Here is a 19,941-nt window from a genome sequence, read left to right as displayed (position 1 = left end):
CGCTCTTCCCCTCGTCTCCTCCACGGGGGGAAGAGCCGTCCCGCTAAAGGGTAAAGCAGATGACCGTGAAACTCTCTTCTTCCATCCTCGCCAAGCTGCCGCCCAAGGTCGCCGGCCCGAAATACGATCGCGCCGCGCTCAAGGCCGGCATCGTGCATTTCGGCGTCGGCAATTTCCATCGCTCGCACCAGGCCGTCTATCTCGACGACCTGTTCAATTCGGGTGTCGGCCACGACTGGGCCATTGTCGGCGCCGGCGTCTTCGAAGGCGAGAAGGTCGGCCGCGGCAAGTTGCAGGAGCAGGACTGGCTGACCACCGTGGTCGAGCAGGACAGCGGCCATATGAGCGCGCGCGTCACCGGCGTCATGATCGACTTCCTGGTGCCGGGCGATGCGGCCGCAATCGTCGAGCGGCTTGCCGATCCGGCGATCAAGATCGTCTCCCTGACCATAACCGAGGGCGGCTATTTCATCGATCCGGCATCCGGCGTCTTCAATCCGACACATCCCGACATCGTTGCCGACGCTGAGCCGGGGGCGACGCCGAAGACCGTCTTCGGCCTGGTCCTCGCCGGGCTGCTGCGCCGCCGCGCCGACGGTATCGTGCCCTTCACAATCATGTCCTGCGACAACATCCCCCATAACGGCCACGTCACCTCAGATGGCGTCATCGGCCTTGCGCGGCTGATCGACGAAGGTTTGGCAAACTGGGTGAACGAGAACGTTGCGTTTCCCAATGGCATGGTCGACCGCATCACGCCGGCCACCACCGACCGCGAGCGCGGCATTCTCTCCAGTGAGTTCGGCCTCGACGACAATTGGCCGGTGTTTTGCGAACCGTTCAAGCAATGGGTGCTGGAGGACCGTTTCACCGACGGCCGCCCGCCGCTGGAAAAGGTCGGCGTGCAGTTCGTCAGCGACGTCGCGCCCTATGAGCTGATGAAGATCCGCATCCTCAATGGCGGCCATGCGACCATCGCCTATCCGGCCGGGCTGATGGACATCCATTTCGTCCATGAGGCGATGCAGGAGCCGCTGGTACGCGGCTTCCTCGACAAGCTCGAGCATGACGAAATCATCCCGACCGTGCCGCCGGTTCCGGACACCGACCTCGAAGATTACTACCAGCTCATCGAGCACCGCTTCTCCAATCCGAAGATCGGCGACACCATACGCCGGCTTTGCCTCGACGGCTCCAACCGCCAGCCGAAATTCATCATCCCGACCATCACCGACCGGCTGAAGGCTGGCAAAAGTGTCACCGGCCTTGCGCTGGAATCGGCGCTCTGGTGTCGCTACTGCTTCGGCACGACGGATTCCGGTGCCGTCACCGAGCCCAACGACCCGAACTGGGGCCGGTTGCAGGCGACGGCCAAGGCGGCCAGGGACATGCCTGCCGCCTGGCTTGCCATGGAGGACATCTATGGCGATGTCGGCCGCTCGCCGCCGTTCGCTGAAGCCTTCGGCCAAGCGCTGAGACTGCTGTGGGCGGACGGCGCGCGCGCGACACTGACGCGCTATCTCGCCGGCGACTTCTGAAGCCGATCCAGCGCGATGACGCCTGAACTGGTCATTTTCGACTGTGACGGCGTGCTGGTGGACAGTGAGATGCTGTCCGTCTCGGCATTGCTGGAGATGATCGCGCTTGCCGGCGGCAACGTCAGCGAGGACATTGCCTACGAGCACTTCCTCGGCAAGAGCATGAAGAGCGTCCGCGAAATCCTCGCAAGCGACTTCGGGCTCGATCTCACCGACCAGCATCTGACCGAGATGCGCTCCGAACTGATGCGCAGATTCCGCGAGGAGCTGAAACCGATGCCAGGTATCGCACAGGTCCTGCCAAGGCTCGGCGTACCGTGCTGCGTCGCCTCCTCCGGCACCCTGGAACGCATCCGCTATGCGCTCGACGTCACCGGGTTGCTTGGGCTGCTGGAGCCGCATTTGTTCAGCGCCGCCATGGTGGCGCGGGGCAAACCGGCGCCCGATCTCTTTCTCCATGCAGCAGATAAAATGAGAGCGGCCCCGCGAAACTGCCTCGTCGTCGAGGACAGCCCGGCCGGCATCGAAGCGGCGCGGGCGGCCGGCATGCGCGTCCTTGCCTTCACCGGCGGCTCGCACACCGGCAACCCGGCATTGAAAGCGCGGCTTGCGTCGAGTGAGCCGGACTTTATATTCGCTGACATGCTGCAATTGCCCGATCTGATTGCAGGCCTGGGAGCGAGAGCAAGAACACCTTGACGAACAGTTTCGTTTGCGCGGTCGATGTCGGCACCGGAAGCGCCCGTGCCGGCATTCTCGACACCGGTGGCGCCTTGCTCGGCCGCGCCGAGCACCCGATCGCCATGCAACAGCCGAAGGCCGACCATGCCGAGCACGATTCGCAGGATATATGGTCGGCGGTGTGCATGGCCGTCCGCGCTGCCCGCGAAAAGGCGGGCGTGCGGGCCGAGGATATCGTCGGCATCTCCTTTGATGCCACCTGCTCGCTGGTGGTGCGAGACCGGCATGGCGGCCAGCTCAGCGTGTCCGTCACTGGTGAAAGGCGCTGGGACACCATTGTCTGGCTCGACCATCGCGCAATTGCCGAGGCCGACGAATGCACTGAAAGCGGCCACGCTGTGCTCGACTATATCGGCGGCGTCATGTCGCCGGAAATGGAGACGCCGAAGCTGATGTGGCTGAAGCGCAACCTGCCCGGAATATGGAACGAAGCCGGCTATCTATTCGACCTCACCGACTTCCTCACCTGGAAGGCAAGCGGCTCGCTCTCCCGTTCACAATGCACGCTGACCGCCAAATGGACCTATCTAGCCCATGAAGCGACCGGCTGGCGGCGCGACTTCTTCGAAGCCGTCGGGCTCGGCGATATCTTTGAGCACGGCAACCTGCCGGAAAAGGCAAGCCCGGTCGGTGCCGATATCGGCCCGCTCGGCGCGCAAGCCGCGACGGAGCTTGGCCTCACCGAAAAATGCCGGGTCGGCGCCGGCGTCATCGATGCCTATGCCGGCGCACTTGGCGTGCTCGGCGGTTTCGCCGGTGACGCGACGAACATCGGCCGCCATCTGGCCCTGATTGCCGGTACGTCGAGTTGCGTCATGGCGATGTCGCCCGATCCGCAGCCTTTCGCCGGTGTCTGGGGCCCATATTATGGCGCAGCCCTTCCCGGCCTGTGGCTGTCGGAAGGTGGCCAGTCGGCCACCGGCGCGCTGCTCGACCACATCATCCGCTGGCATGGCGCCGGCGGCGAGCCGGATGCCGCCATGCATGCCAGGATTGCCCACCGCGTCGCCGAGCTGCGCGCCGCCGAGGGCGACAACCTCGCCGCAAGGCTGCACGTACTGCCCGATTTTCACGGCAACCGCTCGCCGCTCGCCGACCCGCATGCCGTCGGCGTCATCAGCGGGCTGACGCTGGATGCCTCCTTCGACAGTCTGTGCAAACTCTACTGGCGCACCGCCGTCAGCATCGCGCTTGGCGTCCGTCATGTGCTGGAAGCGCTGAACGAGAACGGCTATCTCATCGACACGCTGCACGTCACCGGCGGCCACACCAAGAACCCGCTGTTGATGGAGCTCTATGCCGATGCCACCGGCTGCACGGTGGTCGAGCCGCTGGCGGACGAGGCGGTGCTGCTCGGCACCGGCATGATTGCCGCCACCGCGGCCAGGCTTTTTCCCGATTTGAACGCTGCCTGCGTCGCCATGCAACAGGGCGGCAGGACGCGAGAGCCCAATCCGGCTGCCGCCGGCCGGTTCGATCGCGACTACCGCGTGTTTCTCGAAATGCACAGGCAAAGGCAGGCGCTGGACACGATCCGATAAATCGGGATCGGTTGCTATCTCTGGTTCCAGCGCCGGATGACCGGCTCGTCAAGGTCGTGCTCATAACCGAGCACGCTTATGCTGGCGGTATCCAGCACGAAAAACGCGCCGGCTTGCGGCGGCAGGCCGAGCCAGCGTGCGGCCAGCACTCTAAGGAAATGCGAGCTTGAGAAGACCAGGACATTGCTGCCGACCTCGCGCAACCGGCTGACGATCCGGTCCGCCCTCGAGCCGACATCCGTGGCGGACTCGCCGCTCGGGCAGCCGTCGCGAAAAAGACGCCAGCCGGGGCGCTCGGCGAGGATTTGCTTGGTGGTCAATCCCTCATAGGCACCATAATCCCACTCCGCCAGATCGTCCTTCTTCACGCCTGACGAGCCGAAGCCGGCCAGCGCACAGGTGTTGAAGGCGCGCTGCGACGGGCTCGACCACACCGCCGAGACGGAGAGGCCCTTGAGCCGCTCAGCGATCCGCCTTGCCGCTTCCTCGCCGGCCGGCGTCAGCGGTATGTCGGTTCGGCCGGTATGTTTTCCGGACGCACTCCATTCCGTCTCGCCATGCCGAACCAGATAGATTTCGGGAAACGTGCTCATCAGGCTGCCTTTCAAATGGATCTGCCGCGACCATAGCGGCTTCCATAGCCTCTCCAACAGCCTGCATGGAGCTGACTGGCTTAACCCTTCCGCAAGTCAGCCTCTTGCCACCGGTGCCTATTTCATAGACAAACTCGCCGTAATGCGGAATCCGGCCGATCATGGCCGTTTCCGCGCTGAGACGCGGCTTCCGGCTCTTGCCGACGTGCCGCAATCGGATAGGCGGAAAACTAGAATGTCTGCGATCGAAGCCGACGCTCGCGCGCCGGAAAACCTTTGGCGTCGGGAAATCAGGGCGATGCTGGCGCTCGCCTGGCCGATGGTGCTGACCAATCTCGGCCAGACCGCGATGACCGCTACCGACGTCATGATGATGGGACGGCTGGGGCCGGACACGCTGGCCAGTGGTGCGCTTGGTGCCAACCTCTACTTCATGCCGCTCATCTTCGGGCTCGGCCTGATGCTGGCGACCTCGCCGATGATGGCGACCGAGCTCGGCCGCCGTCGGCACTCGGTGCGCGACCTGCGCCGCACCGTGCGCCAGGGTCTGTGGCTGGCGATCCTCATTTGCATTCCGATATGGGCCCTTCTCTGGCACGGCGAGAGCGTGTTGCTGGCCATGGGTCAGGAACCGGCGTTGGCGCACCAGGCCGGCATCTATCTGCGCTGGCTCGAATGGGCGGTGCTGCCCTTTTTCGGCTACATCGTCCTGCGCTCGTTCATTTCGGCGCTGGAGCTGCCGGGCTGGGCACTGATCATCGTTTTCGTTGCCGTCGCCTGCAATGCCTTCTTCAACTGGCTGTTCATGTTCGGCAATCTCGGCATCCCTTCGATGGGCATCGCCGGCTCCGGCCTTGCCACCACTCTGTCCAGCACGCTGATGTTCGCCGGCATGGCGATGGTGGTGATGCTTGAGAAGAAGTTCCGGCGCTATCGTCTGTTCGGACGCTTCTGGCGCGCCGACTGGCCGCGCTTCAAGGGCCTGCTGCGGCTCGGCCTGCCGATCGCCGGCCTGCTGGCGTTCGAGGTGACGATCTTCAACGCGGCCGCCTTTCTCATGGGCCTGATCGATGCGGCTTCGCTTGCCGCCCATGCGATCGCCATCCAGATCGCCTCGATCACCTTCATGGTGCCGCTCGGCCTCAACCAGGCGGTGACGGTGCGCGTCGGACTTGCCCACGGCGCCGGCAATCCGGAAGGTGTCAGCCGGGCTGGCTGGACCGCCTATGTCGTCGGTGTCTCCTTCATGGCGCTGATGGGGCTAGTGATGATCCTGTGGCCGCATCTCTTGATCGGCGCCTTCATCGATCTGGGCAATCCGGCTAATGCCGAGGTGGTGGCGCTTGCCGTCTCGTTCCTCGCCTTTGCTGCGCTGTTCCAGGTTTTTGACGGTGCGCAGGCGGTCGCCAGCGGCATGCTGCGCGGCCTGCACGACACCAAGGTGCCGATGATCTATGCCGCGATCGGCTATTGGGGCATCGGGCTGCCGCTCGGCGTGCTGCTGGCCTTTCGTTTCGGCTTCAACGGCGTCGGCATCTGGATCGGCCTGTCGTCGGGACTGGCGGTGGTTGCGGCACTCCTGCTGGTGCGCTGGCTGCGGCGTGACAGGATCGCGCCGCCGCTGGTATTCGGGCGTTGAATTGCTGGTCGCCCGCTCAGCGGGCCGCCGCCCGCTGCTCGAGCGAACGTGCGTATTGCGTCAGCGGAAAGCACATGACGAAGAAGATCAACGCTACCAGCCCATAGACTTTGAACGGTTCGAAGGTCGCATTGTTGATCGCGTTGGATGTCCTCACCAGCTCCTCGAAACCGATGATCGAGGTCAGCGCGGTCGACTTGATCAGCTGCACCAGGAAGCCGACGGTCGGTGCGCGGGTGATCGAAAACGCCTGCGGCAGGATGATCAGCCGGAGTTCATGCAGATAGTGCAGGCCGAGGCTGGCGCCGGCGTCCCACTGGCCGCGCGGCAGCGCATCGACGCCGCCGCGCCAGATCTCGGCGAGATAGGCGCTGGCGAAGAAGGTCAGGCCAAGCACCGCCGCGGTCCACGGCTCGATGCGCAGGCCCAGCATCGGCAAGCCGAAGAACATCAGGAAGAGCTGCATCAGCAGCGGCGTGCCCTGGAAAAGCGCGATGTAGCCGGAGGCAAACCGGCGCGCCCATTTATTCTTGGCGATCCGGAAGAACAGCACGATCATGCCGACCACGGCCCCGCCGACAAACGCGGCCAGCGACAAGAGCACCGTCCAGCGCGCCGCCAGCAGCAGGTTGCGCAGAATGTCCCAGAAGGTGAATTCGATCATGACACGCCGGCTCCGAGAAGCCGGCGCCCGCCGCCGACCAGCAGCCGGCGCAGCCCAATCGACAGGATGAGATAGACCATCGTCACGACGAAATAGGTCTCGAAAGCCCGGAACGTGCGCGCCTGCAGCATGTCGGCTTCATAGGTCAGCTCGCGAACGGCGATCTGCGATACCACGGCGGATTCCAGCATCATGATGACGATCTGGCTGGTCAGCGCCGGATAGATCACCTTGAGCGCCTGCGGCAGCACGATCTTGATGAAGACCTGGCGCGGCCTGAGCCCAAGCGCCAGTGCCGCTTCCGTCTGCCCGGGCGGCACCGCGTCGAGCCCGGCGCCAACGATCTCGATCGTATAGGCGGCCATGTTGAGCGTCATCGCCAACATGGCTGCCAACACCGGATCGAGCCTGACGCCGATGCTGGGCAGCCCGAAGAAGATGAAGAACAGCTGCACCAGGAACGGCGTGTTGCGGATCACCTCGACATAGACGCCGATCGCCCGCTTGAGCAGCAGCGGACCGTTCCGCCGCCCTGCCGCGCCGAGGATGCTGAGCAACGTTCCCGCCAGCGTGGTCACGGCGATCAACAGGATCGTCGTGGCCGCGCCGCGCGCGATCGCCCCTGTCGCCCCGGCAAGCCAGCCGAAGTCGAGGCTATACGTCACCGGCGATCAATCCTTGAGATTGGCGGGATCGAGCGGTGTCTTCAGCCAGGCCTTCGAGCTTTCGTCCAGTTTGCCGTCGGCCAGCATCTTGGCGACCGCATCGTTGACCGCTTGCTTGAGGCGGTCTTCCTTCTTGTTGAGGCCGATATGCGAGGGCGAGGTAAGAAGCTGGAATTTCTGCTCCGGCTTCAGTTCCTCCTGCCGGGCGAGCACCTGGGCGCCGACATCGTTGCCGACCACCATCAGTTGGGTCTGGCCCGAGATGAACGCCTGGATGACGGAATTATAGTTGTCGAAACGGCGGATGTCGGCCGAGGCGGGTGCCGCCTCGGTCAGCGAGGTGTCCTCCAGCGTGCCGCGATTGACGGCGATCGACTTGTTGGCAAGGTCTTCCTTGCCTTTGACCGAGAGTGCTGCCGGGCCGATGACGGCGATGTAGTAGGGTGCGTAGGCGGCGGCGAAATCGATCACCTGCTCTCGCTCCTTGGAGTAGCCGACGCTCATCAGCAGGTCGACGCGCTTGTCGGTCAGGTACGGAATGCGGTTCTGGCCGGTCACGCTGACCAGATTGAGCTTGACCTTGAGCTGGTCGGCGATGGATTGCGCCACGTCGATGTCGTAGCCCTTGATGCTCATGTCGGCGCTGGCCGAGGAAAAGGGCGGGAAGTCGGAAAAGATGCCGACATTGATGGCGCCGGCCTTGGCTATGTCATCGATCGCGTCGGCATTGGCGGCCTGGATGGTGAAAGCAAGACCCGTCGCGCCGAGCATCAGCACGGCGGCGATGGACGATTTGAGTTTCATGTGAAGTGTCATTGTCATTCCCCTGCTGGAAGCTTGTTTGTTTGAGTGCAACCGCCGGCTCCAGCGCGGCGGTCGCCCTTGGATTCTCTACCATGATCTTCTCCGAAAACCGGTTCCCACTTTCGGGATCATGGTCGAGCGTGTCAGCCCGCCTTGCCGGTGATTGCCGGGCTGAAGACCATCAGGCTGAGGATCTCGAACAGCACCTGCGCGCCGGCGTGCGCCGTGTTGGTGGTCGCGTCGTACTGCGGTGCCACCTCGACCACGTCGCCGCCGACGATGTTGAGTCCCTTCAGGCCGCGCAGCAGCTCGAGCACTTCGCGCGTCGTCAGCCCGCCGACTTCCGGTGTGCCGGTGCCCGGCGCGAAGGCCGGATCGATGCTGTCAATGTCGAAGGAGACATAGGTCGGGCCGTCGCCGACTATCCTGCGCGCCTTCTCGATAATGGCGGGAATGCCGAGGCCGGTCACCTCTTCGGCATGCACGACGGTCATGCCGGACTCATAGGTGAACTCCCACAGATATTCGGCCGAGCCGCGAATGCCGATCTGGATGGTGCGGCTCGGGTCGAGCACGCCGTCCAGCACCGCGTTGCGGAACGGCCCGCCATGGTGGAACTTGGTCATGTCGAACAGGCCGCTGGTATCGCAATGAGCGTCGATATGGATCATGCCCACCGGCGCCTTCTTGCCGACCGCCTTCAGGATCGGGTGGCTGATCGAATGGTCGCCGCCGACAGACAAGGGCAGGACGCCGGCGTCGACGATCTGGTTGGTGCGGCGTTCGATGTCGTCATGGCTGGTCTCCAGCCGGTAGCGGCTCTGGAACGGCACGTCGCCGATGTCGGCGACCTTCAGCTCATGCGTCGGTGCGCATTCCAAAACATGATTGTAGGGGCCGATGCGCTCGATGGCGCGCAACGCCCTTGGCCCGAAACGGGCGCCCGGCCGGTTGGTGACGCCCAGATCCATCGGCACACCGATCATCGCCACCTGCAGATCGCCGAAATCCGGATTGTCGGCGGCGATTTCACGATAGGGCGCCGCGAGGAAGGTCGGGATGCCGGAATAGGGCGCCAGTCGCGTGCCGGTCTTGGAGAAGATCTTGTCGGCGACACGCTGGAATTTCGGGTCGAACATTTCGCCGCCATGGCTCTCGCCGTATTTGCGGCGCAACGCTTCGAGCTTGCCGCGGTCGTAACCCATGTCGGTCCTCCATGGCTGGTGCGGCGCGCGGGCGGCGGCCTCGATAGCCGCAGCCGCCGGCTGCCTGCAGATTTCACGTCTTGATGCAATGCCTGGGCAAAGTGTCCCGTAGCTGCATTGAAAAATCAATTGATATTGTTAGCGTGTTATCTGTGAGAAAATCTCACAGAGCCTAGGGTCCAAATGGCCAAGCGTTTGCCACCGCTCAACCCGCTGCGCGCCTTCGAGGCGACGGCGCGCCACGCCTCGCTGAGCAAGGCGGCGGCTGAGCTCAACGTCACCCACGGCGCCATCAGCCATCAGATCAAGGCGCTCGAGCAATCGTTGGGTGTCAAGCTGTTCGAGCGTGCCGGTCAGCGGGTGAAGCTGACGCCGCACGGCGCCGAGTTGCTGCCGGCGGTGTCGACCGCCTTCGACGGCATTGCCGCCGCCACGCAGCGCATGACGAGACCGGCCAGCACCGGCGTTCTCTCTGTATCCTGCGTGCCGGCGCTACTGTTGCTGTGGATGATCCCGCGGCTGGGCAGCTTCACCTCGCAATATCCGGATATCAGGCTGACGCTGATCCCATCCAATGATGCCAAGGACGTCCGCGCACCGCACATCGATGTCTGCGTGCACTATGGTGACGGCAGCTGGACCGACTGCTGGATGCGCAAATGGTCGGGCCTCGAACTGTTCCCGGTGGTCAGCCCGACGCTGATCAACAACCGCCCGATCCGCACCGTCCGCGACCTCGCCGATCACGTCTTCCTGCATGGCGACGACGGCCGCGAATGGCATACCTGGCTGGCCGCCGCCGACGCGCTGGACCTCGAGCGCGGCCGTCGCCATCATCTCGGCGATGCGCGGATGGCGACCGAGGCCGCGGTTCACGGCCATGGCGTGGCGCTCGGCGATACGGTGACGGCAAGCGGACTGCTCGCCAGGGGCCTGCTTGTCGCCCCGTTCAGTCTTTCCGTGCCGGCCGTCGACGATTTCTACGTCGTCTGCCGCAACGAGATGCGGTCGGCGCCGATCGTGCAATTGTTCATCGACTGGCTGTTTGCCGAGAAAGAACAGGCCGACCGCCGCGCTGACGCACCGGTGGCAGGCCGCATCGGCATTCGCCGCAAGCGTCCGGCGCTCAAGGTGGTCGGCGCCAAGACCGCATCCTGAGGCCGAAACTGCCGTAGGCGCCGCTTGCAGCAGGGGCTTCTTTTTGTCGGGCCAGCCCGCAAAGCGGGAGGCGCGTTCAAAAATTCGATGCTAAGAGGCATTTGGAGCAATTCCAGGAAAAGTGCGCAGCGGTTTTCCGTCCGGAATTGCGCTAGACAAAAGCTAGAGCGAGCAACGAAGGCGCATTAAGCGATGGCAAAGACCGATATAGCGCGGCGCGTCTACAATCACACCTGGAAGCTCGACCCGATCGTCCGCAGCTTGCTCGACACCGATTTCTACAAGCTTCTGATGCTGCAGATGATCTGGGGCATGTATCCCAAGGTCGACGCCACCTTCTCGCTGATCAACCGCACCACCTCGGTCCGCCTTGCCGAGGAGATCGATGAGACGGAGCTGCGCGAGCAGCTCGACCATGCCCGCACCTTGCGCTTCTCTAAGAAAGAGATGATCTGGCTCGGCGGCAACACCTTCTATGGCCGCAAGCAGATATTCGAACCGGAATTCCTCGCCTGGCTGGAAAATTTCCGGCTGCCCGAATACGAGCTTTCCAAGCGCGACGGCCAATACGAACTCGCCTTCAGCGGTCCGTGGATGTACACGACGCTGTGGGAGATCCCGGCGCTGGCAATTATCAATGAACTTCGATCTCGCGCGGCCATGCGGGCGTTCGGGCCGTTCGCGCTCGACGTGCTCTATGCCCGCGCCAAGGCCAAGATGTGGGCCAAGACCGAGCGGCTGAAGGCGCTGCCCGGCATCCGCATCTCGGATTTCGGCACCCGCCGCCGTCATTCTTTCCTGTGGCAGCGCTGGTGCGTCGAAGCGTTGAAGGAGGGCATCGGCGAGGCCTTCACTGGCACCTCCAACGTGCTGCTCGCCATGGACAACGATCTCGAGGCGCTCGGCACCAACGCGCATGAGCTGCCGATGGTGTTCGCCGCGCTCACCAATTCGGAAAAGGAATTGAAACGGTCGCCCTACAACGTGCTGCAGGACTGGCAGCGCTACTACGGCGGCAACCTGCTGATCGTACTGCCGGACACCTTCGGCACCGCGGCGTTCCTGCGCGATGCACCGGACTGGGTCGCCGACTGGACCGGCTTCCGCCCCGACAGCGCGCCGCCGATCGAAGGCGGCGAGAAAATCATTTCCTGGTGGCGCGAAAAGGGCAAGGACCCCAAGCAGAAGCTGCTCATCTTCTCGGATGGGCTGGAGGTCGAGACCATCGAGGAAACCTATCGCCATTTCCGCGGCAAGGTGCGCATGTCCTTCGGCTGGGGCACCAACCTGACCAACGATTTCGAGGGCTGCGCGCCGACCGAGACCAACCGGCTAGACGCCATCTCGCTGGTCTGCAAGGTCACCGAAGCCAACGGCAGGCCGGCGGTCAAGCTTTCCGACAATCCGGCCAAGTCGACAGGCGACGAGAAAGAGATCGAGCGCTATTTGCGCATCTTCGGCCAGAAGGACCGCGTGGAGCAGTTGGTGAAGGTGTGAAGTAGGGGAACTCTTGCGTAGTATGAGTTCCTTCGCGCCCCCCTCTGTCCTGCCGGACATCTCCCCCGCGAGGGGGGAGATTGCGCCCTCATTGCTGCTTTCGCCAATTGCTGAAGTTGCAGAAGGAGAGCCGACGGCGGAACCGCCGATCTCCCCGCTTGAGATGTCCGGCAGGACAGAGGGGGGCGCTGTAGAGCGCTGCATTTCGGCAATCAGGCCCTTTCCCGGCCTCGTCGCTTCCTTGGCATTCCCATCCACGCCCGCCTTCGCCCACGCCTCCGACCGCGGCCATGTCCTGCTGCTTCCCACCGGCTACTACGTCGTCGGTGGCGCGCTCGCGGTTGCCGCCAGCTTCCTTGTTCTGGCTCTACTGCCGCCGGACTCCCTCGACCGCTTCTGGCGCAAACGCCTGCCGCTCTTTACCTTCGGCGACGGCGCGCGGACTGCCGTCAGCCTGGTATCCTTTGCCGGCTTTGCAATTCTGATTGCCGCCGGCCTATTCGGCAGCCGCGATCCGCTTTCCAATCCGCTGCCGCTGACCGTGTGGACGCTGCTCTGGGTTGGCCTGGCTCTGTTGCAGGGGCTCGCCGGCGATCTCTGGTCGTGGCTCAACCCCTGGTACGGGCCAGGCCGCGTCGCCTCGCGCCTGTCCGGCAGAACGCAGCCGAATCTGCTCCCCCAACGGCTCGGCTATTGGCCGGCTTTCCTGCTGTTCTTCGCCTTCGCCTGGTTCGAGCTGATCGACCCTGCGCCAGACGATCCGGCGCGGCTGGCCTGGGCCGCCGGCGCCTATTGGCTGCTGACCTTTGCCGCTATGCAGGTCGTCGGATACCGCGACTGGAGCCTGCGCGGTGAGTTCCTGACGGTGTTCTTTTCCATGGTAGCGCACTTCGCCATCATCGAGCGCAACGAAGACGGCCGGCTCAAACTCTGCTGGCCGGGTGCCAAGCTGCTCGGTGGCGCGCCGCTACCGCTCAGCGGCGTCGCTTTCCTGCTGCTTGCGCTGTCGTCTGTGTCCTTCGACGGCCTGTCGAAAACCTTCTTCTGGCTAGGCTGGTTCGGCATCAATCCGCTGGAGTTTCCTGGACGCACCGCTTTGATCGGCATCGGCAGTTTCGGTCTTGTGCTGAGCTTTGCCGTGCTTGCGGCCGTGTTCGCGCTAGCCGTCTTTCTTGGCCAGCACCTTGCCGGCAGCAACCATTCGCTCGGTCACGCCGCCGGGCTTTTGGCCTGGTCGATCGTACCGATCGCGCTCGCCTACCACTTCGCGCATTATCTGACGGCGCTGCTGGTCGACGGCCAATATGCAATTGCCGCTCTCTCCGACCCGTTTGCGTTTGGCTGGAACCTGTTCGGTACCGCAGGCATGTCAATTGAAGCCGGCGTTGTCGCCGGCGCCGGCTCGGCGTGGTGGCTGTGGAACCTCCAGGCCGGCGTCATCATTGGCGGCCACATGCTTGCTGTGCTTGTCGCCCATGGCTTGGCCTGGCGGCTGCACGCCATTCCGGCTCGCGCCGCGCTCAGCCAGTTCCCGCTCACCGTGCTGATGATCGCCTACACCGTCCTCGGCTTATGGCTGCTTGCGACGCCGAGCGCCGGATGAACGAGGTGTGCGATGGCCGTCAATCGAACCTTGGGGAAAGCTCGCTTGCCACGTCAGAGCTTTGGTGATTTAGTTTGTACACATGCAATTTTCGCCCCTCTTAACAAGAGTGGCCTGCCTGCTACAGCCATTGGTCAAAGCTCAAAAACAAGGGGAACTGCCGTGACTGACAAGAATGGGTTTTTCGATCTCTCCAGATCCGCTCTCACCCGCCGCACGGCGCTGAAGGGCCTTGCCGCCGGCGCCGGTCTTGCCGTCGCGCCGGGTTTCGTGCGTTACAGCCAGGCGCAGAGCTCGGCGCCGATCAAGATCGGCTTCCAGTCGCACCGCACCGGCATCGGCGCCGCCTATGGCCGCTGGTACGAGAAGACCACAGCGGCTGCCGTCAAGGCGATCAACGATGCCGGCGGCATCAACGGCCGACCCGTCGAGGTGATCATCGAGGATGACGGCACCGATCCCGGCCGGGGCGCCGAAGTCGTCGGCAAGTTCGCCTCTCAGCACAAGACCGATATCGTCTACGGCACGCTGTTTTCGCATGTCGTCATCGGCTCGGCGCCGGCCGCCGGCGAGGCCAAGATGCCCTATTTCGTTGTCAGCGAAGGCCACCACGTCGCCTCGACCAAATTGAACCGCTACGTCTTCCAGCCCGGCATCACCGATGTGAAGAGCCAGATCCAGTCGATGGCGCCGTGGATTGCCGCCAATGCCGGCAAGAAGGTGACGCAGATATTCCCCGATTTCGCCTTCGGCTACGACCATCGCGACTACTTGCCGCCGGCGCTGAAGGCGCAAGGCGCCGAGGTTATCGCCCAGATCGCGATACCGCCGACGGAATCCTCTTTCACCAAATATCTTCCGCAGATCCCCGCGGAGACCGAGGTGATCTACCACGTCATGGTCGGCCCGGCGGTGCTCACCTTCGTCAAGGAGCTCGGCGAGTTCTACGGCTCCAATCGGCCGCAATTGTTCGGCTTCATCGATTCGCTCGAAGCTACCGACATCAACAGCCCCGGCCTCGAATTCCTCGACGGCAGCCATTTCTGGGAAGGCTCGCCGCGCTACGCGCAGCCCGACGATTCCCCTGCACAGAAGGCCTACCGCGCCGCCGTCGGCATCGACGACAATGGTGCCGCCGTCGGCGATCCCAAGGACGTCTCCACCGCCGCGCACATGTTCGGCTGCTGGGAAACGCTCTACGTCGTCAAGAAGGCGATGGAGGATGCCGGCTATAAGGGCCCGGAAGACCGCGCCAAGCTGGTCGAGGCGACCGAGGCGTTGACCGAGTTCGCCGAGGGGCCGGAGCACCCGCAGGGGCCGAAAACCTTCAACGGCAAGATCCACCAGTGCTTTGGCATCCAGAACATCTCCAAGGTCGAAGGCGGCCGGCTGAATGTCGTCCACAAGACCAAGATCGAGGACGGCCTCTACGAGCCTGAGGGGGATTACACGACGCAGACGCTGTGAGCTTGGCTGCTGCAGCAAGCGTGAGCGCCAAGATACCCCCCTCTGGCCAGAGGGGGGTGCTTCGCGCATCCGCCGGTGCTTAGGCGATGCACTTCGGACCTCACCTGCTCCTCGCCGCCCTCGAAGGCCTCGTCACCTCCGCCGTGCTGGCGCTGACGGCGCTTGGGCTGTCGCTGGTGTTCGGCGTCATGCGCGTCGTCAATGTCGCGCATGGCGAGTTCTTCATGCTGGGCGCGGTGCTTGCCTGGGCGATCTCAACGGCGATATCCGGCCATCCGGCGCTCGGCTTCCTGGCCGCCCTGGTGCTGGCGCCGCTGATCGTCGGCCTGATCGCGCTGCTCGCCGAACGGCTGGTGCTGCGCCGGCTCAACTACAATCCGGAAGCCACCATCGTCGCCACCATCGGCATGCTCTACATCATCCAGCAACTGGCACTGACCTTCTACGGCCCGGAGGCGCGGCCGGTGGAGCCGCCGTTCAGCTACCGCATCCTCCTGCCGTGGTTCGGCTATTCCGGCTACAAGCTGTCGATCATCGCCGCGTCGGCGCTGCTGCTGGTCGCGACCTGGCTGGTGCTGACGCGCACGAAAATCGGCCTCGTCATGCGCGCCACGCAATATGACAGCGAGACGGCGCAGGCCTTCGGCATTCCGGTGACCAGAGTCTATGCCAGTGTTTTCGCGCTCGGCGCCATGCTGGCTGCTGTCGCCGCGGTGCTGATCGTGCCGATCAGCCAGGCCCACTATCTGATGGGACAGGACCCGCTGTTGCTGTCGTTCATCGTCGTCATCATCGGCGGCCTCGGCTCGCTGCGCGGCACGGTCGTCGCCGCGGTGCTGATCGGCCTTTCCGACGGCATCATCTCGGTGTTCTTCTCACCGACGCTGGCCAAGATCATCGCCACCTTGCTCGTCGCCATGGTGCTGGTGTTCCGGCCGCAGGGCCTATTCGGGACGACATCGCGATGAAGGATGCTTCGCCGGCAAAGCCATATGCGCTGCACCTCGGCGTCATCGCCCTGCTTTTCGGGCTTAGCTTCGTCCTGCCGGAATACCATCACGGCCTGCTCGCCCGCATCATGGTGCTGGCGGTCTTCGCCATGGGCTACAATCTGCTGTTCGGCTATGTCGGGCTGCTCAGCCTCGGCCATGCCATGTTCTTTTCAGCCGGGCTCTATGGCGCCGGCCTTGCCGTCATCCATCTCGGCTGGAGCGTACCGGCCGCCTTCGCAGCCGGGCTTGCCTACGGCGCGCTTCTCGCGCTGGTGATCGGGCTGCTGGCGCTGCGCACCTCCGGCGTCGCCTTCATGATCGTCACCATGATGTTCGCTCAGGTATTTTATCTCGTCATTCTTTATTTCGCTGCCTGGACCGGTGGCGACCAGGGCATGGTCGTGCCGCAGCCGATGCGTGTCCTTGTCCTGGGCAGCACGTCACTCGACCTCACCAACCCGACCGTGCGCTATATGAGCGCGCTGGCACTGTTCTCGATCGTGCTGCTCATAAGCCTGGCGATAGTCCGCTCCGGCTACGGTCGCGTGCTGGTCGCCATCCGCGAGAACGAGGAGCGGACCAAGATGCTTGGCTACGACACGTTCTCCAGCAAGCTCGCCGCCGTCGTCATCTCCGGCAGCATCTGCGCGGCTTCCGGCGCGGCCTATGCGCTGCTGTTCGGCTATGTCGGCTCGAGCTTCGCCTCGGTGCAATACTCCATCCTGCCGCTGCTCTGGGGGCTGCTGGGCGGTGCCGCCACCACGCTCGGTCCGCTGATCGGCACGCTGTTCATGTATTATGTCATCGACGTCGCCAGCGGCTACACCTCGGCCTATCTGCTGGTCGTCGGCATAGCGCTCATCCTGCTGGTGCTGTTCTTCCCGAGAGGCATTCTCGGCAGCATCCGCCAGCGCTGGCTCGGGTGGTTGCCATGATGCCGCTGCTCACCACCAAAGGCCTGTCGCGCAGTTTCGGCGGCTTGCGTGCCGTCGACGGCGTCGACTTCGCGCTGATACCGGGCGAGATTCGCGCCATTATCGGCCCCAACGGTGCCGGCAAGACCACCTTCGTCAGCCTGGTCAGCGGCCGCATCCAGTCCTCGTCGGGCATGATCGTCTTCGACGGCGCCGACATCACCAGCCTGCCTGCCTACGCCCGGGTTCGCCTCGGCATCGCCTATACGTTCCAGATCACCAGCGTCTTTGCCAATCTCAGCGCCTACGACAATGTTGCCCTGCCGGTGCAGCGCACGCTGACCGACGGCCGCTCGAAGGGCGCGGTTCACACCGGCGTCATGGCGGCTCTCGAGCGCACCGGCCTTGCCGACCGGGCGCAAATGCCTGCCGGGCAATTGTCCTACGGTCACCAGCGGTTGCTGGAAGTGGCAATGGGACTGGCACTGAAGCCGCGGCTGCTGATCCTCGACGAACCGACGCAAGGGCTTGCCGACAGCGAGATCGACAATTTCATCGAGCTGGTGCGCGAGATCGCCGATAGCGCCACCGTGCTTTTGATCGAGCACAACATGCCGGTGGTCATGCGGCTCGCCGACCGCATCACCGTCTTCAACGCCGGCAGGATCTTGGCTGAAGGCACGCCCGAGCAGATCCGCGCCAATGCCGCGGTGCAGGACGCCTATCTGGGGACGACCCATGGCTGAGGCCCAGTCCAAGGCACTGACGATCTCCGGGGTCGACTGCTTCTATGGCGAGGTCCAGGTGCTCTATGGTCTCGATCTTGTCTTGAACGAGGGCGAAGTGCTCTGCCTGTTCGGCCGCAACGGCGCCGGCAAGACGACGACGCTGAAGGCAATCATGGGCCTGGTGCCGGTAAGCTCCGGGTCGATTCGGCTCGAAGGGCGGGAATTGAGCGGCTTGCCGGCGCACGAGGTGCCCAAGGCCGGCGTCGCCTACGTGCCGCAGGGCCGGCGGCTGTTCGCCGAGATGACGGTGGCGGAAAACATCGAGATCGGCCTGATGGCCCGCAACAAGGGCAAGGCGACGCGCGAGAACGTGCTCGATCTCTTCCCGCTGTTGCGCCAGCGCCTCAGGCAGCGTTCGGGCACGCTATCCGGCGGCGAGCAGCAGATGCTGGCCATGGCCCGCGCCCTGTGTCTGGAACCGCAGGTGCTCCTGCTCGACGAGCCGACCGAAGGGCTGATGCCGTCGATGATCGCCAAGATCCGCGAAACCGTGTCGAAGCTGCGTGCGCTTGGCGTGTCGACAATTCTTGTCGAGCAGCGCGTCGATGCCGTGCTGTCGGTCGCAGACCGCGTTTGTTTCATCGAAAACGGCCGCAACCGCGAGACGGTCGATGTCGAGGAACTGCGTTCCGATCCCTCCGCGGTCCGTCGCTATGTCGGCGTCGGATGATCAGGCAAAGAACAGCAAGCCGGCAAGCAGGAATGTCGGGATCAGCACCGCGCCCGACCATGCCATATAGCCAAAGAAGCTCGGCATCTTGATGCCGCGATGCCTGGCAATGGCATAGACCATGAAATTCGGCGCATTGCCGACATAGGTGTTGGCGCCCATGAACACCGCGCCTGCCGAGATCGCCGCCAGCGTCGAGGCGAGCTCGGTCATCAGATGCTGCGCATCGCCGCCAGCCAGCTCGAAGAACACCAGATACGTCGGCGCATTGTCGAGGAAGGACGACAGCGCTCCGGTCAGCCAGAAATAGGCAAGGTTGTCCGGCGCGCCGGTCGGCGAACTGACCAGCAGTACCAACGGCGCCAGCGCGCCATCGAGCCCGGCCCGCAATATGGCGACGACCGGCACGATGCAGATGAAGATGCTGGCGAACAGCTTCGCCACCTCGGCAATCGGCCCCCAGTTGAAGGCGTTTGCGCCGCGAAACTCCTTCGGCGAGACGACAAGCGAAGTGAAGGCCAGTATCAGGATGGCGGCGTCCCGCACCAGATTCTGCAGCTCGAGGCTGACACCCTGAAATGAGAAACTCACTCCCGGCTTCCAGGCAGCGGAAATCAGGATCGCGGCGATTACGCCGGCCAGCAGCGGGATGTTGGCCAGGCCGCGAATGCGCACCTTGCTGTCGGGCGTCGGATCCTTGATCTTCGGCGCGCCTTCCTCCCGGCGATGCATGATGATGTCGATCGCCAGGAAAACAGCCAGCACCACGCCGGCGACGAACAGCGTCTCGGGCAGCAGGTGAACTGTCGTCCAGAAGAAATCGACGCCGCGCAGAAAGCCGACGAACAGCGGCGGATCGCCCAGCGGCGTTAGCGACCCGCCGATGTTGGACACCAGGAAGATGAAAAAGATGACGACATGGGCGTTGAAGCGCCGGTTGTCGTTGGCGCGGATGAGCGGCCGGATCAGGATCATCGAGGCGCCGGTTGTGCCAATGATCGAGGCAAGCAGCGCCCCTCCCAGCAACAGCCCGGCATTGACCAGCGGCGTGCCGTGTATGTTGCCGGCAACGAAGATACCGCCCGAAATGGTGAACAGCGCAAACAGCAGGATGATGAACGACATGTATTCGGTGAGCAGCGCATGCAGCACTGCCTGCGTGGCGGACGGGATGCCGAAGGCGATGGCCAGCGGCCCGATCACCAACGCTGCCCAGAAGGCAGCGATCTTGCCGTAATGGTGCTCCCAAGCATGATGGAACAGCAGCGGGCCGGTCGCGATGCAAAGCAATAGCCCGGCAAACGGCAGCACCCACCAAAGCGACATGGCGGCGCCCGGCAATTCGTGCGCTTCGGCCGCGAGAACCGCATTCGGAGAAAAGATTGCTGCAATAAGTGCAGCACTTGCCGTCAACGCCGCAAACCGCATGAAGCCCCTCACAAGTCTGTCAGGTTCGGCTGGA

At 63.9% G+C, this 19,941-nt stretch carries 18 protein-coding genes; 12 read left to right on the top strand and 6 right to left on the bottom strand.

The window, feature by feature from the left end:
- The first annotated feature begins 59 nt into the window (after nucleotides 1-59).
- Genes NKI41_RS08025 through NKI41_RS08015 form a run of 3 tightly spaced genes read left to right on the top strand, consistent with a single transcriptional unit; the run spans nucleotide 60 to nucleotide 3,820 of the window.
- Nucleotides 60-1,538 carry a mannitol dehydrogenase family protein gene (locus tag NKI41_RS08025; protein WP_352682325.1) on the top strand — a complete coding sequence of 493 codons (1,479 nt, stop codon included), beginning with the start codon at nucleotides 60-62 and terminating at the stop codon, nucleotides 1,536-1,538.
- Between the two features lie 15 nt (nucleotides 1,539-1,553).
- Nucleotides 1,554-2,237, top strand: a complete 684-nt coding sequence (locus NKI41_RS08020; RefSeq protein ID WP_352455927.1) for an HAD family hydrolase — start codon at nucleotides 1,554-1,556, stop codon at nucleotides 2,235-2,237.
- Nucleotides 2,234-3,820 carry an FGGY-family carbohydrate kinase gene (locus tag NKI41_RS08015; protein WP_352682323.1) on the top strand — a complete coding sequence of 529 codons (1,587 nt, stop codon included), beginning with the start codon at nucleotides 2,234-2,236 and terminating at the stop codon, nucleotides 3,818-3,820. The genes NKI41_RS08020 and NKI41_RS08015 overlap by 4 nt, the downstream gene beginning before the upstream one ends.
- A gap of 14 nt (nucleotides 3,821-3,834) precedes the next feature.
- Here NKI41_RS08015 and NKI41_RS08010 read toward each other — a convergent pair whose 3' ends face one another.
- Complete coding sequence (locus NKI41_RS08010; RefSeq protein WP_352682424.1) at nucleotides 3,835-4,416, bottom strand: histidine phosphatase family protein; 582 nt, start codon at nucleotides 4,414-4,416, stop codon at nucleotides 3,835-3,837.
- 232 nt (nucleotides 4,417-4,648) lie between these two features.
- On the opposite strand from NKI41_RS08010, the gene NKI41_RS08005 reads away from it, so the two are divergent.
- Entirely contained in the window at nucleotides 4,649-6,052 is a 1,404-nt protein-coding gene (locus NKI41_RS08005; protein WP_352682321.1) for an MATE family efflux transporter, read from the top strand.
- Nucleotides 6,053-6,068: 16 nt separating this feature from the next.
- Here the strand turns inward: NKI41_RS08005 and NKI41_RS08000 are convergent, their stop codons facing one another.
- From NKI41_RS08000 to speB, 4 genes are all read right to left on the bottom strand, one after another.
- Entirely contained in the window at nucleotides 6,069-6,716 is a 648-nt protein-coding gene (locus tag NKI41_RS08000) for an amino acid ABC transporter permease (RefSeq protein WP_352539924.1), read from the bottom strand.
- Complete coding sequence (locus NKI41_RS07995; protein WP_292662374.1) at nucleotides 6,713-7,381, bottom strand: amino acid ABC transporter permease; 669 nt, start codon at nucleotides 7,379-7,381, stop codon at nucleotides 6,713-6,715. The genes NKI41_RS08000 and NKI41_RS07995 overlap by 4 nt, the downstream gene beginning before the upstream one ends.
- A gap of 6 nt (nucleotides 7,382-7,387) precedes the next feature.
- On the bottom strand, nucleotides 7,388-8,197 hold the full coding sequence (locus NKI41_RS07990) for a transporter substrate-binding domain-containing protein (protein WP_352682319.1): 810 nt from the start codon (nucleotides 8,195-8,197) through the stop codon (nucleotides 7,388-7,390).
- Nucleotides 8,198-8,328: 131 nt separating this feature from the next.
- The gene (speB, locus tag NKI41_RS07985; protein WP_352449470.1) at nucleotides 8,329-9,390 is read right to left on the bottom strand and encodes an agmatinase; all 1,062 of its coding nucleotides are present in this window, start codon (nucleotides 9,388-9,390) and stop codon (nucleotides 8,329-8,331) included.
- Between the two features lie 183 nt (nucleotides 9,391-9,573).
- Between speB and gcvA the strand changes: the two genes are divergently transcribed.
- The 8 genes from gcvA (at nucleotide 9,574) to NKI41_RS07945 (ending at nucleotide 18,479) form a co-directional block, all read left to right on the top strand.
- Nucleotides 9,574-10,548, top strand: a complete 975-nt coding sequence (gene gcvA / locus NKI41_RS07980; RefSeq protein WP_023676980.1) for a transcriptional regulator GcvA — start codon at nucleotides 9,574-9,576, stop codon at nucleotides 10,546-10,548.
- A 192-nt stretch (nucleotides 10,549-10,740) separates the two neighbouring features.
- Nucleotides 10,741-12,045 (top strand): nicotinate phosphoribosyltransferase, encoded by a 1,305-nt coding sequence (gene pncB / locus NKI41_RS07975; protein ID WP_352472380.1) that lies wholly within the window; start codon nucleotides 10,741-10,743, stop codon nucleotides 12,043-12,045.
- 163 nt (nucleotides 12,046-12,208) lie between these two features.
- Entirely contained in the window at nucleotides 12,209-13,648 is a 1,440-nt protein-coding gene (locus NKI41_RS07970; protein ID WP_352682422.1) for a hypothetical protein, read from the top strand.
- Between the two features lie 162 nt (nucleotides 13,649-13,810).
- On the top strand, nucleotides 13,811-15,115 hold the full coding sequence (locus NKI41_RS07965) for an ABC transporter substrate-binding protein (protein WP_352682317.1): 1,305 nt from the start codon (nucleotides 13,811-13,813) through the stop codon (nucleotides 15,113-15,115).
- A gap of 86 nt (nucleotides 15,116-15,201) precedes the next feature.
- Entirely contained in the window at nucleotides 15,202-16,083 is an 882-nt protein-coding gene (locus NKI41_RS07960) for a branched-chain amino acid ABC transporter permease (RefSeq protein ID WP_352682315.1), read from the top strand.
- Nucleotides 16,080-17,042, top strand: a complete 963-nt coding sequence (locus NKI41_RS07955) for a branched-chain amino acid ABC transporter permease (RefSeq protein WP_352682312.1) — start codon at nucleotides 16,080-16,082, stop codon at nucleotides 17,040-17,042. The genes NKI41_RS07960 and NKI41_RS07955 overlap by 4 nt, the downstream gene beginning before the upstream one ends.
- Complete coding sequence (locus NKI41_RS07950; protein ID WP_352682310.1) at nucleotides 17,039-17,767, top strand: ABC transporter ATP-binding protein; 729 nt, start codon at nucleotides 17,039-17,041, stop codon at nucleotides 17,765-17,767. Before NKI41_RS07955 ends, NKI41_RS07950 begins: the two co-directional genes overlap by 4 nt.
- Complete coding sequence (locus tag NKI41_RS07945; RefSeq protein ID WP_352472376.1) at nucleotides 17,760-18,479, top strand: ABC transporter ATP-binding protein; 720 nt, start codon at nucleotides 17,760-17,762, stop codon at nucleotides 18,477-18,479. The genes NKI41_RS07950 and NKI41_RS07945 overlap by 8 nt, the downstream gene beginning before the upstream one ends.
- Here NKI41_RS07945 and NKI41_RS07940 read toward each other — a convergent pair whose 3' ends face one another.
- Nucleotides 18,480-19,907 carry a sodium:proton antiporter gene (locus NKI41_RS07940; protein ID WP_352539931.1) on the bottom strand — a complete coding sequence of 476 codons (1,428 nt, stop codon included), beginning with the start codon at nucleotides 19,905-19,907 and terminating at the stop codon, nucleotides 18,480-18,482. It lies immediately after the preceding gene.
- Between the last annotated feature and the right edge of the window lie 34 nt (nucleotides 19,908-19,941).

The sequence above is a fragment of the Mesorhizobium sp. M0601 genome, assembly GCF_040320845.1.
Taxonomy (GTDB): domain Bacteria; phylum Pseudomonadota; class Alphaproteobacteria; order Rhizobiales; family Rhizobiaceae; genus Mesorhizobium.
Note: the sequence above shows the minus strand (reverse complement) of the source record. Positions and strands in the feature narration are given on the sequence as shown.